The organism is Thermosynechococcus sp. NK55a, from assembly GCF_000505665.1.
In the GTDB taxonomy this organism is placed as follows: domain Bacteria; phylum Cyanobacteriota; class Cyanobacteriia; order Thermosynechococcales; family Thermosynechococcaceae; genus Thermosynechococcus.
This window is the reverse complement of the sequence record NC_023033.1, coordinates 821,131-844,197: the sequence shown is the minus strand read 5'-3', so window position 1 is coordinate 844,197 and position 23,067 is coordinate 821,131. Positions and strand designations below refer to the sequence as shown.

The following is a 23,067-nucleotide window of genomic DNA, read 5'->3' as shown; positions in this document are numbered from 1 at the left end:
TAAGGCGTTGAGCACGCACCGCCTTTTGTTGGTGCCTCTACCTCTATCTAAGTGCCTCTACCTCTGATGCCGTAAGGCGTTGAGCACACTAGCTGGTATCGGCCAGAACCTTGGAATTCTCAAGTGCCTCTACCTCTGATGCCGTAAGGCGTTGAGCACTCTTTTTGACTAGAGTAGGCGGCGGAATGAAGAAGTGCCTCTACCTCTGATGCCGTAAGGCGTTGAGCACGTGCGGGAGACCTTCTGTTACGCCCAGAAATTGGAAGGTGCCTCTACCTCTGATGCCGTAAGGCGTTGAGCACGGAAGCCCCTTGGAAAGAACCCTGCGGACCTGTGCCTCTACCTCTGATGCCGTAAGGCGTTGAGCACAGGCATTACCCTAGAGACTTGTGCTCTGATAAATTACCTTTCTTTACGAATTAATTAAGAATCTTGACCAAGCACCTCTTTCGCTATCCTATTGTTTAACATACAGACTAAAGGACGTTGTTAGCTTACATCTATGGTGAGTTTAGCAATAATAATGATTGAGAAAATCATTAAAAATAATGATTCAAAGGGCATGAATATGAGGTACCCTGTCCTTAGGGAGCAATAAATAACTGAATAACTGGAAAGCTCCCTTTAGGGTGGGGGCAACATTATTTAGGACCAAGCAATGACTGATCAATGTTCTTTTCTTGAACTGCACTACAGCCTGCGGGGAAGAACTTTGCCAGCCGATCATGGCTACGCATTGTACTCAGCGATTAAGCAACAGTTGCAAAAATCACCCCAGCCCAATCTACCTTCAGACATACCAAGCGACCTGCGGCTTAGCAGTATTCCTGGAATTCCTAACGGTGAGGGGATTGTTTATCTCAACCGTGCTTCACGCTTTCGCATCCGTTGTCTGAGCGATCGGGTACAAGTGTGGTACCGCTTTTTCCAGAACCAAGTGCTTGATATTCAGGGGCATTTGATTCGACTGGTGCAGCCCCGCATTGCCTTGCCAAAACCCTCACAAACCCTTGCTTCTCGGTTGGTCACTTTCAAGTTAGAGACAATTGATCATTTAGAGGTGCCGGAGTATTTTCTAAAATCTTGTCAAAAGGCTCTCAGTGATTTGGGGATTAAGGGGACAGCATTTATTCCCTCTGACCCCAACGGTAACCTTGCACGGCGCACAATTCAAGTAAAGGGCAAAAAAGTGGTGGGCTACCGTTTAGTGGTCGAGGATTTGAGCGCAGCGGACTCACTCAAGCTGCAATGGCATGGTTTAGGCGGACGCCAACATTTTGGCTGTGGTTGGTTTTATCCTGTAAAGGAGAGCTTGGATGCCGCCTAGGTTTACTCCACCCAAACTAGAGCCAGATATTTTGTTGGCAAAATCCTCGCTACCAGGAAATCCTGACTGGGGAGAAGACCATGACTTGGTCGGCCACACAGCTGCCGTTGTGAAGTCAATAACCACCTTAGTTCATTCCTTAGGCTCAAATTTGCTCCAGCAGTTTGGGTTGGGCGATCGCCATAGCAGCTTTGCAACCCTGGAGGCAACGGCACGACTAGCGGCCTATCTTCACGATTGGGGAAAGGCAAACCACCAATTCCAAGGGGTTGTTAGATACTCTCTCATTGGTTCCAATCCATCGGTGTCGCCGCAACGTAATCCCTTGGAGCGCCCTCAACTGATCCGTCATGAAGTGGGGTCTGTGCTACTGGCATGGGAGTTCCGAGAATGGCTTGTTCAATGTCCAAATGCTGACTTCATGACAGCGATCGCTGCTGCTGGGGGTCATCACCTCAAACTAGGGGGCAAAGACGGTAAAGACACCGGTAAACTTGTGGAAGTCCGGGAAGGCAGTGGAGACACTTGCCTGCACTGGTATGTCAAGCATCCTTACTTCTGCAAGCTGATTCACTACGGGGTGAGAACGCTAGGGCTGCCGCAAGATCTTCCCCTCTCTCAGTTTTCGCAGCAATGGGAAATTAAAACTATCAAGGATAAAGGGGAGAAGGTCTTGGATGCTTTTATTGATGAGTGGGAGCCAGATGCTGCCTTTGTTGCGGTAGTGAAAGCACTCCTTGTGGCAGCAGATGCTATTGCCTCAGCCTCAGGACAGATGGCAATCAGCCTCCAGCAGTGGATTGAGGACGTCCTAAAACAGACCTTGACCGAGGCTGATTTGCAAACAGTGATTAACACACGGCTGTGTGGTCATTCACTGCGGCCATTTCAAACGGATCTAGCCAATACACCTCAGCGGGTAACGCTGGCACGTGCAGGTTGCGGTAGCGGTAAAACTCTCGGTGCCTACTGCTGGGCACAAAAACACGCGATCGGGCGCAAGCTGTTTTTCTGCTATCCCACTACAGGCACGAGCACCGAAGGCTTTCTAGGCTATGTTCATAACAAAGTGGAGTCGGAACTGTTGCACTCCCGCTCGGCTGTTGACCTGGAGCTAGCCTGCACAGGCGAAGAAGTAAATAATGGCGATGGATCAGTGAATGAAACAGCTCAGAAATTGGAAGCCTTCAAAGCATGGGATGCAAAGGTCAATATTTGCACTGTCGATACTGTTTTGGGACTTCTGCAATGTCATCGCCGTCCCCTGTATTGCTTCCCGGCGATCGCCAATGCTGCTTTCGTCTTTGATGAGGTTCACTGCTATGATGAGGCCCTCTTTGGCGCCTTACTGCGATTTCTCAAGGTGGTTAAAGCGCCCATCTTACTCATGTCTGCCTCGTTTTTACCCACCCAGGTAGAGGCAATTAAGGAAGCAGTGGGAGAGCCTGTAGAGGTTGTCCAAGGTCCGCAAGAGCTGGAAGACTTGCCTCGCTATCGTTTCCATCAACTGACCGAGCCCGACTGGGAATGGGTTCAGCAGGAATTGGCCAAGGGCGGTAAAGTCCTGTGGGTCTGCAACCAAGTGGATACGGCGATCGCTGTGTATCAGCAAGCCAAAGCTCGGGGACTGCGACCCTTTCTCTATCACAGTCGCTTTCGTTATGGCGATCGCGTCGATCGCCATCGGGCAGTTGTAGATGCCTTCAAACAGGATCAGCCCATCTTGGCCATCACTACACAGGTTGCTGAGATGTCCCTAGACTTATCCGCAACACTTTTAGTCTCTCAAATAGCTGACCCGGCAGGCTTAATCCAGCGTTTGGGGCGCCTCAACCGCCAGTACTGTGGCCATCCCCGGGATGCCCTCTTTTACCCCGATGAAAAAACTGGTTTTCCCTACAGTCAGGATCAGCTAAAGGCAGGTGAAGCACTGATCCAAAAGTTTGCTGCTCAAGAAGTCAGTCAAAGACAGTTAGCTGCTTGGCTAGAGAACTTAAACATCCAACACACACCCAAAGATCACTTTGTCTGGCTAGACGGCAAATGGAAAACCTACCCGGCCCCCTTGCGCAAGGCGGGCTATACCGTCACTGCTCTTCTGGAACAGGATCAGCCGACAGTTGCCCAGCTTAAATGGAGTGAACTCGCTCGATACACTGTTCCACTACCTGCGAACAATATCCAAGGTTGGCAGCGCCACCGCCGGGGATACTTGATCGCCCCTCAGGAACAGTGGGGCTATGATTCAGAATTGGGTGCGTTTGCGCTTAAGTAGGAGAGGGATTGTGAGAAAATTTACCTTATCAATTTTTGATCCAAACTTTCTTTTACCCCATCGCGCTGGGATTGCAGGGTTGGCCTTAGTGCTAGCCGACCTGGAACCTCAACGTCATCAGGCTCCCTTGACTTGGCAGGTGACTGATGAGTCCGTTGAACTTCAATGGCAAGGGAAAGACAAGGATGTTGTGCGATGGCTACTGAACCGAACGTATCAGATTAACGAACCGGGCTATCTCAATGTTCCTGCTCTCAAGCTCGATGAGCAGGGGCAATATAGTTTCACTCGGGGCGTATTATCAACTTTTCTCCAGCACAATAAACAGCGACAATTCAAAGAAAAAACTATCACCCGCACGTTTTTGATTGAGCCAGGTGAGCCGGAAATTCGAACCGAGATAAAGCCACTGTCGGAGTGCTATTACACGGAAGAGGAAAAATAAACGATGCCTTTAACCGTGAGGGTGCCTTCAAGAAAGAAATTCCAGTCAAGGGAAATCACTTGCCTGGATTGCTGGAATGCCCTGTCAATGGGGCTTATGGGGAATCTCCCGAAGGTTTTCTGGCCTTACTATTTCTGCCCGTTGCCTGTGGCTACTATGAACTGCCTCCCCAAACGATTGGTGGCAAAAGTTCAAAACGGTCAGCATTGGTGATTCCCGAGGTTCAAAACTTAACGCACTGGGTCAAGAGACGCCGAGCCCTACCAGGGCGTACCTATCGAGACTTTCGGAGCAGCAGTGCTAGCGAATCTGCTCTATCTTTTCTGTTGCAGGAAAAAACCATCGAAGAATTCAGACAGTTTCGGGTGACCTACTGTGAAGTTTACCAGTTAGGCAAGCAAATCTGGGATGCACAACAAAGTTATTTAAAGCAAGCGGTATATCGTTTCCAAGCTACGGATGAAGTTCTGGACTTGTATGAAGTGGCTCGGCAGACCTTTCCGGCACGTATTCAACAAAATAAAAATCAAGAAAATTGGCTGCGTACTTCTACAACACTGTCTTGGATCTGTGATAACTTGATTACTGGTAAACCTTGGTATGCAGGCTTTTTTGAGTTTCGTAAAGCCAACCAAATCTATGGCCATGAACGCAAAGGATTGGTAAAAATGACTGAATACTTAAATGCTGAAGAACAAGTGCTGTTTGATGTGGTGCAGGCTGCATTTAGAAAATATCTGTCTGGACAGATCAATCAAGCTGAAAAACAACATCGTGATCTGGATTATCAGCAAGTGACCGATAAGGTCATTTATCGTTTGAAGCGACCTAGCACACAGCAGGAATTTGCTACAGCGTTGGTTAGCTTCCTGAGTCAGTTCCGCAGTAAAAATGCCCAGGGCAAAGGACCGCAGATTTTCCACTGGATACATCGAGAGAAACACTGGCGGCGAGCGCGGGATTTGGTGCTGCTGGCGATCGCTACCTATGGAAAATCTGATGAAAAATCTGAAGACTCAACCAGCACCTCTGAAGAATTAGAAGCAGCAGGCTGAGATCTTTTCAATAAATACGTAGCACTGGGGATAGGTTGAGTGGCGGCGGGTTCAACACAAATGCTTAATTAATTTTGACAAGTTTTGACAAGGAGATCTAAATCATGACCAAGCACCTATTTGCCACTATCGTCACTGCAACAGCTATTGCCGCTAACAATCGGGGAGAAGGAGACGGCAGCACCCTCTCAACACTGCAAAAAATTACCCGCGGCAATGATCAATACACCACTGTCAGTGCAGAGGCAATTCGTTGGGGATTGCGGGAGTATTTTCAAAATCATTACGAACCAGAAGTGAATCGTACATTTAACCCTGAGACCGATGACCCTAAGACCGATGACTCTAAGACCGATGACTCTAAGACCGACAAATATAGCTTCAAAGATGAAGAATTCAGCCACAAAAAATACATTGATGACGACCTATTTGGTTATATGGACGCCAAAAAGGGGAAAGATAAAAAGGATGACACCAGAAAACGGCGCGGTGCCTTGGAAGTTAGCCGTGCTATGAGCCTTGACCCCTACTGGGGCGATGTGACCTTTGGTTCCAAGGGAGGTGAGAAGGGCAAAACCTCGATTCATAACACTGAGGTTCACTACACTGCCTATCAATACACGATTGCCCTCACGCCTGAAGGCCTGAGCAAACCTGAGCGGGCACTGTTAGCCTTGGATGCCATTGCCGCTGTACGTCATGTGGGGGGCAACCATGCTCGCTTCTTGTACGACTTTCGCCCAGAGTCAATTGTTCTGCGGATAACAGATGATCCAAGCCCTTGGATTATGGGCGTGTTCAAACGCATTGGGGAATCGGTGGGCTGCCCACAGCTAGTGCGGCTGATTGAAGTGGGGGATGTAGAAGCTAATGAGTTAATTGTTGGCGGTGAGATAGCGGATACTCCCTATGGTGAGCAGTTAAAGACCTTAGGGGTTCAAGTCTACCGTGGGGTAAAGAAAGCGATCGCCCAAGCCAAAGAACAACTCCAGCAACAACTGAACATTAAGGTGCCTGCCTAATGCAACTTTACATTGATTGTCCCTGTACCAGTTTTCCCCGCAACTTTGCCCGAGACTACAAAGAAACCTATCGTTACCCACCGCCATCCACAATTTATGGACTTCTTCTATCCCTTGTAGGGGAAGTTGACATAAACAAACATCAGGGAGTAAAGCTAGCCATTGGCATCATCGGTGGCGATCCACCAATCTCCCGAATTTTGAGGAAGCAACGGCATCATAAGTACAGCAAACAAAACTTGGGAACTTATTCAACTAGCCAGTTCTCAAAACCCAATTACCACGAACTGCTCACAGATTTGAAAGTGGTTGTTCGGATTGATTCCAATAAAGAAGCGGGGACAGTGAAGCTCGCCGACCGGGTGGCGAGGGCCCTTTCCACCCCCGCTCAAATCACTCGCTTTGGGGGGCTCAGTCTAGGAGAATCCTGGGCACTGGTGAATGGCATCCGCCCCTATCGTGACAACGACGGTTCAATCCACTGGCTCATTCGGGACAACCGCGGTCTGATTAGCCTGCCCATCTGGATCGATCGCCAAAGCGGCCGAGGAACATTTCAACGCTTTCGTTTAGTTGATGAATTTGATGAAGAAGCGTGCTGGGTAACAATTCCTTAGCTGAGGGTCTCAGTGTTTTGCGGGCGCCATCTTTACCCTAGTTGCGCCCAGTGCAGTTTGTTGACAACCTAATGCGGCTGGATGGCTAGGGGAACTGATTGAAGGCATTGATGCGCCACCAGCGGGTATTTTCCGCTTCAAAGCGTCCATCTAAATCCAGCCGTACTGAGAAGTCAAACCAAGCGGCGGGGGGAATCTCCATTCCCCAGAGGCGATCGCTCCCCAGCACCACACTAACGAGGCACTGCAAAAAACCGCCATGACTAATACACCAAACGCAGTCCTCATCGCTGTGGCGTCGCAGTTGTTTCCAAGCCTGTTTTGCCCGCTGCCAAGCCATGGCCATTGACTCGGCTTCGGGGACTGGAATCAGGTGATCGCTCTCTTCCAGTTCTTCACAGAGGCCAGGATGTCGTGCCTGTGCCTGTGCCCATGTCAGTCCCGTAAAAATTCCTTGATCAATTTCAATTAACTCCGCTAGCTCTTGAATTTTTAAGTCGGGACAGGGATTCATCAGCGTAGCCGTATCGTAGCAGCGTTGCAGTGGACTGGTGTAAATGGTATTCGGTCGGGGGAGTTTTTCCCGCAGGGCAAGGGCTTGCTGCCGTCCCCGTTCTGTGAGGGGCACATCTTGCCGTCCCAGCATGACGCCCGAATCATTGCCAACAGCTTCTCCATGACGAATCAAAATTAAACGCATTGTGTAGCTCTCCCCCAGCGAGGCAATTGGCAAGTGTAACCCCTGATGGCTAAAATTATCCTACTGTGTGGCTGCACTCTATCCTCAGCCTCAAGTTTATTCATATTTCTTGACTGCGTACCTGTGCCTGTAACCCTCTCTGCTCCCCCCATCCGTCCTGCTTGGCATGGCCTAATTCACGCCTACGGTGACTTTTTGCCCGTGAGCGATCGCACCCCAGTGATCACCCTCTATGAGGGGAATACGCCATTGATTCCGGTGCCTCAAATTGCAGCGCGGATTGGCCGCAACGTCTCAGTTTATGTCAAGTACGATGGCCTTAACCCCACCGGGAGCTTCAAGGATCGCGGCATGACCATGGCCATTTCCAAGGCCAAGGAAGTAGGTGCTGAGGCGGTGATTTGTGCCAGCACAGGGAATACCTCAGCCGCTGCGGCGGCCTATGCCCGACGAGCTGGACTACGCGCCTATGTCCTGGTGCCAGAGGGCTATGTTGCCCAAGGAAAACTCGCCCAAGCGCTTCTGTATGGTGCTGAAGTCATTGCCATTGAGGGCAACTTTGATAAAGCCTTGGAAATTGTGCGCCTCATGGCGGAAACCTACCCCGTGACCCTGGTCAATTCCGTCAATCCCTATCGGCTGGAAGGACAGAAAACAGCGGCCTTTGAGGTGGTAGATAGCTTGGGCAATGCCCCCGACTGGCTCTGCATTCCTATGGGCAATGCCGGTAACATTACCGCCTACTGGATGGGCTTTTGCCAGTATCGTGAGCAAAACCGTTGCGATCGCCTGCCGCGGATGATGGGCTTTCAAGCAGCGGGGTCTGCCCCCCTTGTCAAGGGTGAGATTGTTACGCATCCCGAAACGGTTGCGACGGCCATTCGTATTGGCAATCCTGCCAACTGGCAACGGGCGATCGCGGTCAAGGAAGCCAGCCAAGGTGCCTTTAATGCCGTTACGGATGAGGAAATCCTGAATGCCTATTGTCTGCTGGCCTCCGAGGAAGGAATCTTCTGTGAACCTGCGAGTGCCGCTTCTGTGGCTGGCCTTTTGAAGTTAGCAGATCAGGTGCCCAGCGGTGCCACGGTAGTTTGTGTGCTGACGGGCAATGGCCTCAAGGATCCAGAAACAGCGCTCAAGCAGGAGAGCGATCGCTTCCACCGCCACATTGAACCCACAGAACAAACCGTGGCCAAGGTGATGGGCTTTTAGGGAGCCTATTCCAATAGCTTGAGTTCTGGGCCCTTATTGAATAGCCGCAACACCAGTTTCTCCAGCTCCACCCAGACAAAGACAAGCATGCTAAAGCCAATACAGACGGCTAGCTCAGTTCCCGAGATCAGGTAGGTACCAAAAAACTGCCGCAGGGGTGGAGCGTAGATTAGCAGTAGTTGCAGAATCGTTGTCAAAATAACCGATGCCCAAACAAAGAGATTGGAGGCGGGGTTCATTTCAATGGTCAGTCGTGTACTCGAACGAGCAGCAAGGGCATGACCCATTTGGGAAAGGCAGAGGGTGGTAAAGACCATAGTTGTCCAACGCTGTGGATCTAGACCCCCCTCCATGTGCTCGGCAGTGTAGCTATACGCCCATACCATGAGGGCAATGCCGACGATGGCCAAGATCAAGCCAACGCGAATCATGTAGGAACCCATGCCGCGGCCAAAAATGCTCTCATTCGGCTGAATGGGAGGGCGCTTCATGACCTCAGGGTCCCCCGGTTCAACGGCCAGAGCAAGGGCAGGTAGGCCATCAGTGACTAGGTTCATCCAGAGAATTTGCAAGGGCGTTAGGGGAACGCCCCCTAGTCCCAGCAGGGGTGAGCAGGCGATCGTAATCACTTCGCCAATATTGGAGCCGAGAATGTATCTAATAAAGCGACGAATGTTGCTGTAAATGACTCGCCCTTCCTCGGTAGCGGCCACAATCGTAGCAAAGTTATCATCCAAGAGCACCATATCACTGGCTTCCTTGGTGACATCAGTACCCGTCATCCCCATGGCTATCCCGATATCCGCTTGTTTAAGGGCGGGGGCATCATTCACACCATCGCCAGTCATGGCCACAATTTCACCGTGACGTTGCAGCGATTTGACAATCCGCAGTTTATGTTCTGGGGAAACCCGGGCATAGACGCTGACGGTGGGGGTGACAGCATCCAATTCCTCGCTACTCATTTTTTCAATGTTCCGACCCGTGAGGGTCGGAGCGCCCCACTCACAGATGCCAATTTGACTGGCGATCGCCTGGGCAGTCAGTGGATGATCGCCTGTAATCATCATCGGGCGAATGCCGGCAGTGCGACAGGTGGCGACGGCCTCCAGCACCTCCGGGCGGGGGGGATCAAGAATGCCCACCAGCCCCAACCAAATTAACTCCTGCTCACTGGTCTCGACACTCTCTGGCGGCGGCAACTCTGACCAGTAGCGATGGGCAATCCCCAAGACCCGCAGACCCTGAGCGGCAAAGCGATCGTTTTCAGCGAGAATCTCTTGGCGCTCCGCCAGTGTTAGGGGTTGAATCTCTTGTCCCACCTGCCGCCATTGACAGCGTTCCAGGGTTAGCTCGGGTGACCCTTTGGTGATCATCCAGTAGGGTTCCTTGGCGGGAATCGCAGGAACAGACTCACTGCGATAGAAGGTGCTCATGCGCTTGCGATTGGCATCAAAGGGAAACTCAGCGACCCGCTCCGCCGTTTCCCGTAGCGCTTTCAGATCAATGCCCCCCTTGGCGGCCAAGGGCAGGAGGGAGCCTTCTGTCGGGTCACCGAGGATCACCCATTCGGCTGCGTGTTGTTTGAGCAGGGCATCATTACACAGTGCCCCTGCCAGTAGCAGTAGGTGCCGTTCGTACAGTGCTAAGGGGTCATCGGTATTGGCGTCGTAAAAGTCCCCCTTGGGTTCATAGCCATTGCCCCTCACCTTGGCACGATAGGACGTTGTGGCGATCGCCTGCACCACCATTTTGTTTTGGGTGAGGGTACCTGTTTTGTCGGAGCAGATAACTGTCACACTCCCCAATGTCTCCACTGCCGGCAGCCGACGAATCAGGGCATGGCGTTTCACCATCCGTTGCGTTCCCAAGGCAAGGGTGACGGTAATCACAGCGGGCAAGCCTTCGGGGACCACTGCCACCGCCATACTCAGGGAAACTTCAATGAGATGCCGCAGCAGTGAAGGGTCGTACAGCCCCCCCGCCATCACAACAATGCTCACCAGCACCAAGGAAAACCCCACTAAGCGATTTCCCAGCTCGGTCATCCGTTTTTGCAGTGGTGTGGGTTCCTGCTCGACCCCTTGGAGGGCAGCAGCAATTTTCCCCAGTTCGGTATCCATGCCGATCGCGGTGACGACGGCGACCCCTCGCCCTTGGCTGACCTCTGTGCCTGCAAACACTAGATTGGCGCGATCGCCCACTTCAGTATCAAGGGGCAAAATGTTCGCAGCATTTTTACTAGCGGCTTCTGCTTCACCTGTAAGGGCAGCCTCGCGGATTTGCAGGTTAACGGCTTCTAGAAGCCGACCATCGGCAGCCACTTTTACCCCCGTTTCCAAAAAGAAAATATCCCCGACAACCAGTTCAGGGGAGTCAATTGCCATGACTTTGCCTTCCCGCAGGACACGCACCTTGGGTGCGGCCATATTTTTCAGGGCTGCTAGAGCCTCCTCAGCCCGGGCTTCTTGAACATAGCCCAAAATGGCATTGAGAATCACCACCACCAGAATTGCGGTTGCGTCCTTGGGGAAGGGAATCCTGTTTTCCTGGAGGGATTCAAGAATCTCCAATGTGCCAGAAATGAAGGCCACCACCAGCAGCATGATCAGCATTACATTGCGAAACTGATCCGTGAAGATCTGCCAGCGGGGGCGGCGGCCATTGTCAACAAGTTCATTGCGCCCATATTGGGCTTGTCGCCGTTGCACTTCTGCAAAACTTAACCCCTGTTGGGGATCACTCCCAAGACGGCTAATGGCTTCATCGGCACTCAGAGCATGCCAAACTGACTCACGATCAAGGTTGGAGGTGGCGTTGGAGGAGGTCATGGTGGATGGGCAGATAAACTGTTTTTATCCTTTCTTTATCTTCACCATACCAAACCGCTGCCAATAGTCCCCGTAAGCGTTAGGGGTTGCTCAGGCTGTGTCCAAAACCCCACACTGTTCCGTTGCCCCAGTGTCTTGATGGCGGGGCTACGATTTGTAGGCGGCAAGGGTGCTCAGGTTGCCAGATCAAAGGTGAGTACTGCGGTGCGATCGCTCGCATTTTGCAACAGCGTGTAGCGTTTCGCGGCCAGTTGCGATTGATAGAGGATAACGGGCAGAGTCAGGGGTAGTTGTTCGGCTAGGAGGAGAACCCGTGAGCAAATCAGTCGGGCCCTGACTCTGGGAATGGGGCAGCAATAGGGGTCAAGGGTGCGAGAAGCGGTATGGCGCTATGTTTGGCGATCGCCCCCCGTAGCAGGCCAAAAAGAACCGCCTACCTGTACCCCCTAGGTCGTCACCAAGGGCGCAAAGGGAAGGCGCTGGGCATGGCCCCAGAAGGCCTCAAGGTTGTAGTATTGGCGCTCCTTGGGCAACTGCACATGGACAATCACATCACCGTAGTCCATCAGCACCCATGAACATTCCGCTTGGCCTTCAATATGTTGGGGTTGGCGTTGGCAATGTTCGAGAGCCGCCTCCTCAATCCCTTGGTAAATGGCACGCACTTGGGTTTTTGAGAGTCCCGTAATGATCACAAAGTAATCACTGAGGTAGGACACGCCCCTTACATCTAAAAGACAGATATCCACTCCCTTGCGATCGTCGGCGGCATAGGCGGCGGTCCATGCTAGTTTAAGGCTAGGGTCAGTAATTGCCGCTACCTGTTGCATCTGTTGAATACTCAGGCTGCTCTCTCCTAAACGCACTCCTTCATCCTTTGATTTTACCCATTGGTTTCGGGAGGTGCAGGACAAATTTGTTACAAAACCTTACGAGTATTGCCCCTCACTGGCTGTGGTGCGCCCGCCACGGACAATGGCACAGTGCTACCGCCATCCTCCTCGAACAATTAGCCCACGGTCAGGCGCAACTCCAGCAGCAGCAGCCAACGGTACTCGTGCTCGCCGAACCCGATCCCCTCTCTTTTCTCAGGGGTTTTCTAGCAGCACTCTCCACAGGCACGCCCCTGTTACTGGCCAATCCCCAATGGCAGTCCCAAGAGTGGCAGCAGGTGGCAGCAATCTTGCCGCAGAATTTTATGGCTTGGGGAACGGTGCCCCCCCTAGACCCCCAAGGATCTGGAGAACGATGGCCCCAGGGCTGGATTCTAATTCCCACTGGCGGCACGCAAGGGCGGTTGCGTTGGGCAATTCACACGGTGGACAGCCTGCAGGCAGCGGTGATGGGGCTGCAAAGTCATCTCCAGCAATCAACGATTCATTGCCTGAGTATTTTGCCCTTGTACCATGTCAGTGGCCTGATGCCCGTGGTGCGATCGCTATGGAGTGGGGGAGAACTCTATCTGGCGAGCCATTTACAGGACTTACGGCAAACCATACCCCCTGCCAATCTTGATCTGTGGCTCTCGCTGGTGCCTCGGCAACTGCAGCAGGTGCTCACGGAACCGCTACCGTGGTTAGGGAAGTTAAGGGGGATTTTTATTGGCGGCGGCCCCACCTGGTTACAACTGTTAGAGGAAGCGGCAACGCAGCGATTGCCCTTATGTCTCACCTATGGAATGACAGAAACCGCAGGTATGATCTGTGCCCAGCGACAGGGGGAATTTTGGGCGGGCGATCGCTCCTGTGGTCAAGTCTTACCCCATGCCCAGATTGATTTGACCCCTACGGGCGAGATTCAGATTCAGGCGGCTTCCCTTGCCCTTGGCTATTACCCTGAGTTCTTTCACTCAGCCATCTTCCCAACCGACGATCGCGCTCAATGGCGAGACGATCGCCTCTACATTTTGGGACGCAGCAGCCGCAAAATCATCAGCGGTGGCGAGAATATCTACCCTGAAGAGCTAGAGGCATTACTGCTCAACAGCGGCCTTGTGCAAGATATCTATATTTACGGCGCCCCCGACCCCCTTTGGGGCGAACAGGTCGTTGCTCTCTATGTGGGAGAGGCTTCCCCGGAAGTCCTCAGCAGATGGCTCAAGCAGCAGTGCAGCGCCTACAAATGCCCCAAGCGCTGGGTTCCGGTTGACCACATTCCCCGTACCCCTCAGGGAAAAGTGCCATTGTCTGCCATCCATCTCCCCAATGTTTCCTAGGAAAGCAGCCGCCTGCAAACGCAGAACCCTAGGCAAGGGGTGGCTCTGGTCCCTAGCCAACCACAGAAGTCGTGCTGCGACGCCGGCGGATTCCTGTTGCCACAGGGGGGGTGACTTCGATGGGTTGCAGGAGCAATAGGACTGAGGCATTGCCCTGAAGTTCACGGCGCACCAGTCGCACCAGTTCCCGTTCAATGTGGGCTTTGACCCCCGCCCAGTCCACATCGCCATTGCGGGCATATTCGCTCCAGCGATCGCTCAAGGCGGTTTCAACCGTGGCCTGTACCCAAGCCTGCCAAGCCTGTGGCTCAATGGCTGTGACCACGCCCCGCAGGTGAACTTCGGGCGTAGCTTTCAGACTGCCATCAGTCCCCACCGCCACCGCCACGGTGATAATGCCTTCCTCAGCCAGTTGTTGCCGCTCTTGCAGCACATGGGCTTTGACAATGCCACCGCGATCCAGTAGCTCAATGCCAGCGGGTACCTTATCTATGACCCGAATCGAGTCACGGGTCAGTTCCACCACATCGCCGTTGTCAATAATGACCATATTCTCAGGGGGAATACCCATGCTCTGAGCCGTTTGGGCGTGTTTCACCAACATGCGGTGTTCTCCATGCACAGGTAAAAAGAACTTGGGCTTCGTCAAGGCCAGCATCAGCTTTTGATCCTCTTGGCAGGCATGACCAGAGACGTGAATGCCCTGTTCGCGACCATAGATGACTTTGGCGCCTTGCAGCATCAGGCGATCGATCATGTTCACCACGGCAATCGTGTTCCCTGGAATCGGGTGAGCCGAGAGAATGACAGTATCCCCGGGGCGGATTTTAATTTTGTTGTGTTCCCCCTTGGAAATCCGCGTCAGGGCAGAGAGGGGTTCCCCTTGGGAGCCCGTGGTGAGGTACATCACCTGATGATCCGGGTACTTGTGCATCATGTGCAGCGGCACAAAGAGATCATCGGGGCAGCGAATATAGCCCAACTGCCGGGCATGGGCAATCACATTGAGCATCGAGCGACCCAAGACCGAGACCACGCGGCCATGCTTTTGAGCCAATTCCAAGGCCATACTGAGACGATGCACCGAAGAGGCAAAGGTAGTAAAAATAATCCGCCCCTCCGCTTGGCTAAAGGCACGATCCAAGTTGGGAAAGACAGATCGCTCCGAGGGGGTATGGCCGGGGACTTCTGAGTTGGTGGAGTCACTAATGAGGCAGAGCACCCCCTTCTCCCCATGCTCCGCTAGCCGCTGCAGGTCAAAGCATTCGCCATCAACGGGGGTAAAATCAAACTTGAAATCCCCTGTGTGGATAATCACGCCAATGGGGGTATGAATCGCCACCGAGAAGCTATCGGCAATGGAGTGGGTATTGCGGATATACTCCACGAGGAAATTTTTGCCCAAGCGCACCATTTCCCGAGGCTGTACAGGGCGAAGTTCGGTGCGATCGGCAACCCCCGCCTCTTCCAGTTTCCCTTGCAGTAGCGCCATGGCAAGGCGCGGGCCATAGATGACAGGAATATCAAACTGCTTCAGATGAAAAGGGATGCCACCAATGTGATCTTCATGGCCGTGGGTCACAATCATCCCCTTGATTTTGTCGCGATTTTGCCGCAGGTAGGTCATATCAGGTAGGACGATAGTGACCCCGTGCATCCCATCCGTGGGAAAGGCCAGCCCTGCATCCAACAAAATAATTTCATCTTGGAATTCAAAAACGCAGGTGTTCTTGCCAATTTCATGCAGCCCACCGAGAGGAATAATTTTTAGGGCAGCAGTTGCAGCGGATTGACTCATAGGTCTCCTTACAATGAAACGAACAAAAAAGGTGCAGCTTGGGAAATGCCCGGCGTTGTCTTAAGACTGCAGTAGGCCAAGGTCATCTAAAACAGCCTTCAATTGGCCAATCACAGCGTCACTCGCAGACGTGAGGGGCAGTCGGGGTTCACCCACTGACCAACCTTGGAGGCTAAGGGCGGCTTTGATCGGAATCGGGTTTGTCGTCACAAATAAAACCTTGAACAGTGGCAATAGTTGACAGTGAATAGCTGTGGCTTTGGCCGTGTCTCCTTGGACAAAGGCTTGGATCATTTCTTGAATGCGTGAGCCAACAAGGTGACTAGCCACGCTGACTACACCATAACCACCAACGGCCAGTAGTGGCAACGTCAGGGAATCATCGCCGGCGTAAATGCGAAAGGTCGGCGGTAGAGCAGCGCGCAGGGTACTGGCTTGATCAAGGCTGCCGCTGGCTTCTTTGATGGCAACGATGTTTGGGTACTCAGCAAGGCGGATGACTGTTTCTGGCAGCAGGTTTTGCCCGGTGCGGCCGGGGATGTTGTAGAGCATGAGGGGAAAGTCCGGCACTGCCTTGGCGATCGCTTGAAAATGGGCGTAGAGTCCTTCTTGGGGCGGTTTGTTGTAGTAGGGGACAACCAAGAGCGCACCATCGAGGCCGAGTTCTGCGGCCTTTGCCGTGGCATAAACAGCTTCCCGGGTGGAGTTGGAACCCGTACCGGCAATAATTTTGGCTTTGCCCGCCACAGCCTGCTGCACCGTTTGAAAGAGTTGAAATTCCTCTTCCCAAGTGAGGGTGGGAGATTCGCCGGTGGTGCCGCAAACAACAATGCCATCGGAGCCATTGGCCACAAGGTGCTGTGCCAGTTTTGCCGCCACATCGTAGGCGATCGCGCCATCGGCTGTAAATGGCGTAATCATGGCGGTAATTACACGTCCCAAGTCAGTCACAGTCCACCCTCAGCCAAGTGTGGTTGCAGTTGCCGAATCGTGACCGCACGGCTATACAGGCGCCGGCGATCGCCCAAATTTTCCAGAATGGTTGCCCCGCATTGCCAGCTTTGGGGCGAGCAATCAATGGTCAACTTCTCTGCGGTTTCACTCACGGCGTAGCCCTTGTCCTTGAGCCCTGCCTCCCGCTGCACCAGTTGCGAGAGGGTCAGCGCCAGAATTTTCGTATGATTCCGATAGGCGGCGATCGCTCCCACGGCGAATCCCCAACGGTAGGGTACAGAAGACAATAGACTGCAGTGGCCAATTTGGCTCAAACCCAGGGCGGTGATGGCAGTAACACAGGCAAAGGAGTCAATGAACACCACCTTCACATCTAAACCTTCAATGGCGGGGGGATCAGCGGTTGTGGGAGAGTTGGGCATAGGCACTTAATTGAGGGCTTGGGAACGCTCGTAGGCCGCTTTTACCGTTTGCATAAGGGTTCCACGCATACCGGCAGCTTCCAGTACTTCGAGACCCGCAATGGTTGTCCCCGCAGGACTGGTGACCGCATCCTTGAGTTGCGCCGGATGCAGCCCACGCTCCTTAAGTAATTGTACTGTGCCTGCTATTGTGCCATAAACGAGTTCCTGTGTCAGCGATCGCGATAGGCCCACCGCTACCCCAGCATCACAGAGGGCCTCGACAATTAGAGCAACAAAGGCAGGGCCAGAGCCAGACAGCGCCGTGACCGCATCCATTTGCCCTTCACTGACAGCCACCACCTGCCCCAGCACCCCCAACAAATTCTTAATCTTTTGAACCTCCAGTTCACTGGCGGCACTGTCACTCGCAAGGGCAATCACGCCGGCGCCCACCTGTGCTGGTGTATTCGGCATCGCCCGAAAGATCAACCGCTGGGGAAAAAGCCGCCGCAGCCGCCCACTATGGATGCCCGCCATGATAGAAAGGACAACCCCCATCTCCTGAGCTACCGGCGTATCCGCGAGTTCCGACTCAATCTCGGCAAAGACCTGTGGCTTGACCGCCACTAGGAGCGTTTCGGCAGTGGCTACCTCTAGGTTCGTTGCTACTCTAACCCCGTAGGTGTGGGCTAAGTACTGTTGCCGCTGGGGCGATCGCGCCGATACCCACACCTGGTCTGGCAATAGACCATTCACAAGCAGCCGCGAAAGCATTGCCTCCGCCATGCGGCCACAGCCAATGATCCCAACGGCAGGCACCCTAGGCACTACGCTGTTGTTGGGCATCCATACCCCAAGCGGGCGGGGGTGTGGGGGTTGGTGTGGCACTTGGGCGAACGCCGCCGACTTGGGTACTCACTTGGACACAGCTTGGCGTAAAGAGGAAAATACTCTCGCCAATACGCTCTTGATGGCCATCAATGGTGAACGTGGCACCGGCAACAAAATCCACCGAGCGTTGGGCTTGCTCTGGCTCCATCAAGGTCAGATTGAGCACCACAGACTTGCGCTCCTTGAGGGCTTTGATCACCTCAGGCATTTCACTAAAACTGCGGGGCTGCATCACCAACACTTCGGCCACTGCCCCCCACCAACGGCCGGCATTAGGCATACCAATCACATTGGAGGCAGTTGATCCTGTCGGTACTGAACCAGTGGTCACCGAAGGGGATGAACTGGTGTCGAAGTCATGACTCAGGCTTGGCCGCGATGTGGGCAGCGGTTCCACATCAGCTTCTCTGGTTAGTGTTCGTGCCGTTCCTTGAGGGTATTCCTCATCGTAGATGTCACTTTCGGGGGTTAGACCCATCAGGTCACGGAGTTTGCCCAACATAACGACTCACTATTGCTCCTAAGTCAATGTAAATGTATGAGTTGTATAACCCTTCTGAAGTGCCGTGGTATTGTTGCCGCGACAGGTCAGAAATGTAAAAGCCAGATGGGATTTCTCGTGTTTTAACAATCTTAGTTTCGTGGCTAGAAGGGAACCTATGCACAAATGTCCACGAGAGTAAAGTTAAAACAGGAAACTTCAACTGGCCATTTTACACAAAACCGAGATAAAAAGATGATGTTGGCCTTAAGTGTCTCGCTTTTGCCTTGGGTTTGTCAAGGGTAACAGTGCGGGGCTGCCTGCCTATTCGCTAAATTCGGTCGGCTAAGGGAATCCGAAACCAAAAAGTCGCTCCCTCGGAATCCCCCTCTTTGACCCCCGATCTCCCCCCCATGAGCGATAATAATTTGTCGGCAGAGATATAAACCTAAACCGATGCCCGTACGAAGGTGGCTTGCACCGCCACGATAATAGAGCTCAAAGAGGTGTGGTTGCTGCTCAGGGGGGATGCCGACGCCATTATCCTTGACAATGCAGTAAACGCTATCTCCCTGTTCCTCTGCGATCAGCGTGAGGGTTATCCCAGGACAATTGTGTTTTAGGGCGTTGGTGATCAAATTCTCATAGACTCGTCGCAGTTGGATAGGATCAACGGGCACAAGGGGCAATGTGGGAGGAATTTGTAGGTTCACCGTCGCTTTATTTTTCTGAAGCAGCGGTTGCAAATCAGCCAAGATGTCGTTGACAAGCGTTGCTAAGGATGTGGGGGCGATCGCCAAGGAGAGGGAAGGTTGCCGGTCCACCTGGATATGCAGCAGTGTGTCAATCAGATGCAGTTGACGCTGCTGGCTGTGCTGAATACAGGTTAAGGTGCTGCGGGGTACAGCAATCGTGTCGCTGGTGTTGCTCTGCAAGAGATGGTTAATCAGCATGAGGGTACCTAGGACCGGGGTGCGTAAATCATGGGACACCGCATGCAAGAAGATATCCTTGAGGCGGTTGAGTTCCTCCAGTTCACTCATTTTCTGCTGCAACTGCCCAGTGCGCTCGGCTATCTGCTGTTCCAAATTGGCATTCAAGGCTGCCAATTGTTGATAAAGTTCTGCTTGCTGGAGGGCGATCGCTACCTGAGTTGCCAGCTGCTCCAAGAAAGCGCGTTCGTGGGGCTGCCACTCTCGCTGGCGGTCACATTGGTGGACACCCAGTAAAAAGCACAGGCCTTGGGGCTGATGTTGGATTGGAATCAGCAGGCAGGATTGGATGTGGTGCGCTTCATACACCTGTCGCAGATGGGAATCAAGACTTTCCTGCCCGCAGGAGAGGGGGGCCGGTGTCGTCAGCAGCTGTGAACGATAAGGCACGTTTTGCAGGAGAGCCTCCAGGTTCGTGTGCCACTGGGGAGCCATGGCCGCAGCCACCACTTGAATTTCTTCTGTGCTCGGATCAAAAGAGACAATAAACACGCGATCGCTGAGGAGATAGCGGCGCACTTCCACCACTGTGGTATTGAGCACCTCTGGCAGTTCCAGCGTTTGGCGAAGGCGCAGGGCAATTTCCGCAAGTAGTTGTTGCTGTTGGGCAGCCAATTGCACCTTCTGTTCAGCGGTTTTACGTTGTGTAATATCCCGGATCCCCACCACCCGTGCCCAGCGCCCCTGATAGACAATTGATTTTCCCTGAACCTCAACAATCCGTACTTCACCACTTTTGGTGCGAGCAAGAGCTTCAAAGGGAACATCCGTTGGCTGCTGAATTCGCTCTAAAATCAGCGATCGCGATTCTGGATGTGTCAGCAATAACACCGACTGACCCACCAGTTCTGCAGCCCTATAGCCAAACAGCCGTTCGGTGGCTGCATTCACATCGAGAATTGTCCCCTGCTCATGGATGACGACTGCCTCAGAGGTGGCTTGAAAGAAGGTGGCCAAGCGGGCTTCACTTTCCTCTAGGGCTTTGAGGGCGCGGTGGCGATCGCGACTTGCCACTACCAAGGACAGGAGATCAGCCAGGGAAGCAGCAAACTGCTCCTCCGCCACCGTCCACTGGCGAGGCGGCCCCACGTGCTCATGGCAGAGAATGCCCATCATCACCCCTTCGACCCAAATAGGCACATCCAGCAGCGAGGTAATGCCAAGGGGTTCGAGGTAACTTTGGCGAAACTCTTGGGTGCGCGGATCAACCCAGGCCTCATGGGCGGTAATCGTGCGCTCCTCTTGTAAAGCCGCAAAGTAGCGAGGATAGTCACTGGCGGTCAGCTTCATCCCTGCCGTCAACCCTTGCCCCGACGCTGGAAACAGGTGCACACATTCAATCTGCTGGCGATCGCTGGCGTAAAACCAAAGACTCACCCGTGCCACATTGAGACTCCGGGCACTCGTACAGAGAATATCCTGCAAAATCTCCTCAAAGTTCGCCCCATGGAAGGGCTGCCGCCGTGCCAGTTTGACCAAAATGCGGTTGAGACTTTGCAGTTGCTCAATCACGGGACTCATGAAGAGGCGGCAGATTCAGGGATAAATGCCAGTGCTGCTGAGTTAATGCAGTAGCGCAGTCCTGTGGGTGGCGGGCCATCCTCAAAGACATGACCCAGGTGGGCATCGCAGACAGCACACAAGACTTCCGTGCGCACCATGCCGTGGGAAAGATCCCGCTCCATGCGGATATTGTTGGGATCAAGGGGCTGCCAAAAACTGGGCCAACCCGTGCCGGAATCATACTTTGTCTCGGAGCGAAAGAGGGGTGTGCCGCAGCAGACACAGCGATAGAGACCGGGCTTTTTGTTATTCCAGTAGCAGCCCGTGAAGGCGCGCTCCGTTCCCTTTTTGCGGGTGACATAGTACTGCTCAGGAGTCAGTTGAGCTTGCCATTCTGCATCTGTTTTCACAACCTTAGTCATACTTGCCTCAGAAATAGACTGTGATCCTACTCCTCAGCATAATCAGTGACATTGGCAAGTTCCAGTCTTTTTGCCAAAGGTTCCCTAGCAAGGGGAAAATGTAAGGGCAATCTTGACCTTGTTTGGTTATGCCGGTTTCGCTGCCCCTTACTTTTGATTTATCCTCTGAGTCCGAGTTTTATACTCAGGTCAGCGCTGGAATTCAGGCAGCACAGCAGGCCAATTGTCAGTTCCTCAGTTTAGGCATCGCTTTACCAACAGTTGATCCCCTGATGCTGCTGGCTGGTCTGATGCACGTCAGTGGTGAAAGTGAGCATTTTTACCTTGAGCAAGCGGGGGAGATTGTTGCTGCCTGTGGTGCAGTGGCGACCAGCAGTGTTCAGGGACATCAACGGTTTGGGGAACTGCAGCGTTTTAGTGAACACATCCTCAGCCGCGTGTGGGCGATCGCTCCAGCCGAACCGCGTATGTTCTGTCAATTCAGTTTTTGGGATCACACAGGCTCTAACCGGGGGGTCTTACCCCGCTGGCAGGTCATTCAGCGTCTGGATCAGGTTTGGCTCACCCTCAACTGTGCCCTAGAGACCACTACACCCCATCGCCTCTGGCAAGACGGGCAACTGGTGCAGCGGGCAATGGCACACATTCTCGCTGATCCGCCCCCCTGTCCACCCCCCCTGGCGATCGCCCGACCCCCCCTGACTGAGCAGTATGGACAATTCATTAGCAGGGTCAAGCATGCCCTCAAGCTCCTCGAGGAGGGAGACATCGAAAAATTGGTCTTAGCCGCTGCCCTCACCCTAGAGCAGCCTCAGGGGTTTAACTGGCTGGGAACGTTGCAAAACCTGCGCCAGCAGTACACCAATTCCTACATCTTCAGTGTTGGCCAACAGGGGCAGCAGGTCTTTTTGGGAGCCAGTCCCGAACGCTTGGTCAAGATTGCCAATGGCGTTCTCTGGGCCGATGCCTTGGCGGGTTCCCGTCCCCGGGGGCAAACCCAACAGGAGGATCAAAACCTGCGCCATGGCCTTTACCACAGCCCCAAGGAACGCTACGAGCATCAGGTCATTGTTGAATTTCTCTGCCAAACCCTCCAACGGCTGGGCATGACCTGTGAGGTGCCCGCAAAACCCCGCATCCTTGAATTGAGTCATATTCAACATCTGCAAACCTTGATTCAGGCACCCCTGCCTCAACCGATTCATATTCTCCAAGTGGTGGCGGCCTTGCATCCGACACCAGCAGTGGCGGGCTATCCTGCTGCCCGGGCCCAACATTGGCTGCGGCAACTGGAACCCTTTGATCGCAATGGCTATGCTGCGCCCCTTGGTTGGGTAACACCCACTGGAGAAGGGGAATTCATTGTCGGAATTCGCTCTGCCCACCTTCAGGACAACCATGCCCATCTCTTTGCTGGGGCAGGTATTGTCAAGGGCTCTCACCCTGAACGGGAATGGCAGGAAATCTTGTGGAAATTTCAGACAATGATCTCAGCTTTGGCCTAGGGCAGGGGGGGTGCTTTCGGGTCATCGTCAGCATCGGCAAGGGCTGGGAGGATTGGGGCGGCAGCGCATACTGGGGTACTTTCTCAGGAAGAGGACGTTCGGGCGATCGCTGGAGCAGGCGATAGAGAAGTGCACTTCCCATCACACTTAGACCCAATAGCAGCAGACCGTTGTAGCCCCCCAAGCCACCAATGGTGGAATCCACCCCTCCCATCAGCAGAAGAAAAGCCGAGATGGGTTCTTTACGGTAGGCTTTGCGCAGAAAGCGAGGATAAATCATACGCGATCGCTGGGTGACTCACCATTAGAATACGGGAATACTGACAACTTAGCGTCAAGTAGGGTACCTTTTAGTGACCCTAACACCCGACATTGATTGCTCGGTCACTGTTCCCTTTACTCCTATCCTGACAGATCC

General features: G+C 53.2%; 20 protein-coding genes and 1 CRISPR repeat array (1 of these 21 only partly in view). Of the genes, 9 read left to right on the top strand and 11 right to left on the bottom strand.

Annotation, left to right across the window (positions count from 1 at the left end):
• Nucleotides 1–369: direct repeats of the CRISPR family, unit length 36 nt; unit sequence GTGCCTCTACCTCTGATGCCGTAAGGCGTTGAGCAC; it reaches 1,381 nt to the left of the window's first position.
• Nucleotides 370–658: 289 nt separating this feature from the next.
• The 6 genes from cas6 to cas5 all read left to right on the top strand — a co-directional run bounded on the left by cas6 (nt 659) and on the right by cas5 (nt 6,741).
• Complete coding sequence (gene cas6, locus NK55_RS04065) at nt 659–1,327, top strand: type I-MYXAN CRISPR-associated protein Cas6/Cmx6 (protein ID WP_024124531.1); 669 nt, start codon at nt 659–661, stop codon at nt 1,325–1,327.
• On the top strand, nt 1,317–3,602 hold the full coding sequence (locus NK55_RS04060; RefSeq protein WP_024124530.1) for a CRISPR-associated helicase/endonuclease Cas3: 2,286 nt from the start codon (nt 1,317–1,319) through the stop codon (nt 3,600–3,602). The genes cas6 and NK55_RS04060 overlap by 11 nt, the downstream gene beginning before the upstream one ends.
• A 10-nt stretch (nt 3,603–3,612) precedes the next feature.
• Entirely contained in the window at nt 3,613–4,047 is a 435-nt protein-coding gene (locus NK55_RS13665; RefSeq protein ID WP_200865517.1) for a hypothetical protein, read from the top strand.
• Nucleotides 4,020–5,102 carry a hypothetical protein gene (locus NK55_RS04055; protein ID WP_200865516.1) on the top strand — a complete coding sequence of 361 codons (1,083 nt, stop codon included), beginning with the start codon at nt 4,020–4,022 and terminating at the stop codon, nt 5,100–5,102. The genes NK55_RS13665 and NK55_RS04055 overlap by 28 nt, the downstream gene beginning before the upstream one ends.
• Before the next feature lie 104 nt (nt 5,103–5,206).
• On the top strand, nt 5,207–6,124 hold the full coding sequence (gene cas7i / locus NK55_RS04050; RefSeq protein ID WP_024124529.1) for a type I-B CRISPR-associated protein Cas7/Cst2/DevR: 918 nt from the start codon (nt 5,207–5,209) through the stop codon (nt 6,122–6,124).
• Nucleotides 6,124–6,741 (top strand): type I-MYXAN CRISPR-associated protein Cas5/Cmx5/DevS, encoded by a 618-nt coding sequence (gene cas5 / locus NK55_RS04045; RefSeq protein WP_024124528.1) that lies wholly within the window; start codon nt 6,124–6,126, stop codon nt 6,739–6,741. Before cas7i ends, cas5 begins: the two co-directional genes overlap by 1 nt.
• A gap of 85 nt (nt 6,742–6,826) precedes the next feature.
• Here cas5 and NK55_RS04040 read toward each other — a convergent pair whose 3' ends face one another.
• Nucleotides 6,827–7,441, bottom strand: a complete 615-nt coding sequence (locus tag NK55_RS04040; RefSeq protein WP_024124527.1) for a histidine phosphatase family protein — start codon at nt 7,439–7,441, stop codon at nt 6,827–6,829.
• Nucleotides 7,442–7,564: 123 nt separating this feature from the next.
• On the opposite strand from NK55_RS04040, the gene thrC reads away from it, so the two are divergent.
• Nucleotides 7,565–8,653, top strand: coding sequence for a threonine synthase (thrC, locus tag NK55_RS04035; RefSeq protein WP_024124526.1), 1,089 nt, complete (start codon nt 7,565–7,567; stop codon nt 8,651–8,653).
• Between the two features lie 5 nt (nt 8,654–8,658).
• Here thrC and NK55_RS04030 read toward each other — a convergent pair whose 3' ends face one another.
• Nucleotides 8,659–11,484, bottom strand: a complete 2,826-nt coding sequence (locus NK55_RS04030; RefSeq protein WP_024124525.1) for a cation-translocating P-type ATPase — start codon at nt 11,482–11,484, stop codon at nt 8,659–8,661.
• A 446-nt stretch (nt 11,485–11,930) separates the two neighbouring features.
• Entirely contained in the window at nt 11,931–12,350 is a 420-nt protein-coding gene (rsfS, locus tag NK55_RS04025; protein WP_024124524.1) for a ribosome silencing factor, read from the bottom strand.
• A gap of 50 nt (nt 12,351–12,400) precedes the next feature.
• On the opposite strand from rsfS, the gene NK55_RS04020 reads away from it, so the two are divergent.
• Nucleotides 12,401–13,699 carry an AMP-binding protein gene (locus NK55_RS04020; protein WP_024124523.1) on the top strand — a complete coding sequence of 433 codons (1,299 nt, stop codon included), beginning with the start codon at nt 12,401–12,403 and terminating at the stop codon, nt 13,697–13,699.
• A gap of 52 nt (nt 13,700–13,751) precedes the next feature.
• On the opposite strand, the gene NK55_RS04015 is transcribed toward NK55_RS04020, so the two are convergent.
• From NK55_RS04015 to msrB, 7 genes are all read right to left on the bottom strand, one after another.
• Complete coding sequence (locus NK55_RS04015; protein ID WP_024124522.1) at nt 13,752–15,497, bottom strand: ribonuclease J; 1,746 nt, start codon at nt 15,495–15,497, stop codon at nt 13,752–13,754.
• A 60-nt stretch (nt 15,498–15,557) separates the two neighbouring features.
• Entirely contained in the window at nt 15,558–16,448 is an 891-nt protein-coding gene (dapA, locus tag NK55_RS04010) for a 4-hydroxy-tetrahydrodipicolinate synthase (protein WP_041429056.1), read from the bottom strand.
• Complete coding sequence (locus NK55_RS04005; protein ID WP_024124520.1) at nt 16,445–16,873, bottom strand: hypothetical protein; 429 nt, start codon at nt 16,871–16,873, stop codon at nt 16,445–16,447. The genes dapA and NK55_RS04005 overlap by 4 nt, the downstream gene beginning before the upstream one ends.
• 6 nt (nt 16,874–16,879) lie before the next feature.
• The gene (gene proC / locus NK55_RS04000) at nt 16,880–17,701 is read right to left on the bottom strand and encodes a pyrroline-5-carboxylate reductase (protein ID WP_041429055.1); all 822 of its coding nucleotides are present in this window, start codon (nt 17,699–17,701) and stop codon (nt 16,880–16,882) included.
• The gene (locus NK55_RS03995; protein WP_024124518.1) at nt 17,676–18,248 is read right to left on the bottom strand and encodes a cell division protein SepF; all 573 of its coding nucleotides are present in this window, start codon (nt 18,246–18,248) and stop codon (nt 17,676–17,678) included. Before NK55_RS03995 ends, proC begins: the two co-directional genes overlap by 26 nt.
• Nucleotides 18,249–18,523: 275 nt before the next feature.
• The gene (locus tag NK55_RS03990) at nt 18,524–20,740 is read right to left on the bottom strand and encodes a GAF domain-containing protein (protein ID WP_024124517.1); all 2,217 of its coding nucleotides are present in this window, start codon (nt 20,738–20,740) and stop codon (nt 18,524–18,526) included.
• Nucleotides 20,737–21,144: a peptide-methionine (R)-S-oxide reductase MsrB gene (msrB, locus tag NK55_RS03985; protein WP_024124516.1), complete on the bottom strand. Its 408-nt coding sequence runs from the start codon at nt 21,142–21,144 to the stop codon at nt 20,737–20,739. Before msrB ends, NK55_RS03990 begins: the two co-directional genes overlap by 4 nt.
• A gap of 128 nt (nt 21,145–21,272) precedes the next feature.
• On the opposite strand from msrB, the gene NK55_RS12365 reads away from it, so the two are divergent.
• Nucleotides 21,273–22,649, top strand: a complete 1,377-nt coding sequence (locus NK55_RS12365; RefSeq protein WP_024124515.1) for an isochorismate synthase MenF — start codon at nt 21,273–21,275, stop codon at nt 22,647–22,649.
• Here NK55_RS12365 and NK55_RS03975 read toward each other — a convergent pair.
• Nucleotides 22,573–22,929 carry a hypothetical protein gene (locus NK55_RS03975; RefSeq protein ID WP_024124514.1) on the bottom strand — a complete coding sequence of 119 codons (357 nt, stop codon included), beginning with the start codon at nt 22,927–22,929 and terminating at the stop codon, nt 22,573–22,575. The two genes, NK55_RS12365 and NK55_RS03975, sit on opposite strands and share 77 nt — an antisense overlap.
• Nucleotides 22,930–23,067: the final 138 nt, after the last annotated feature.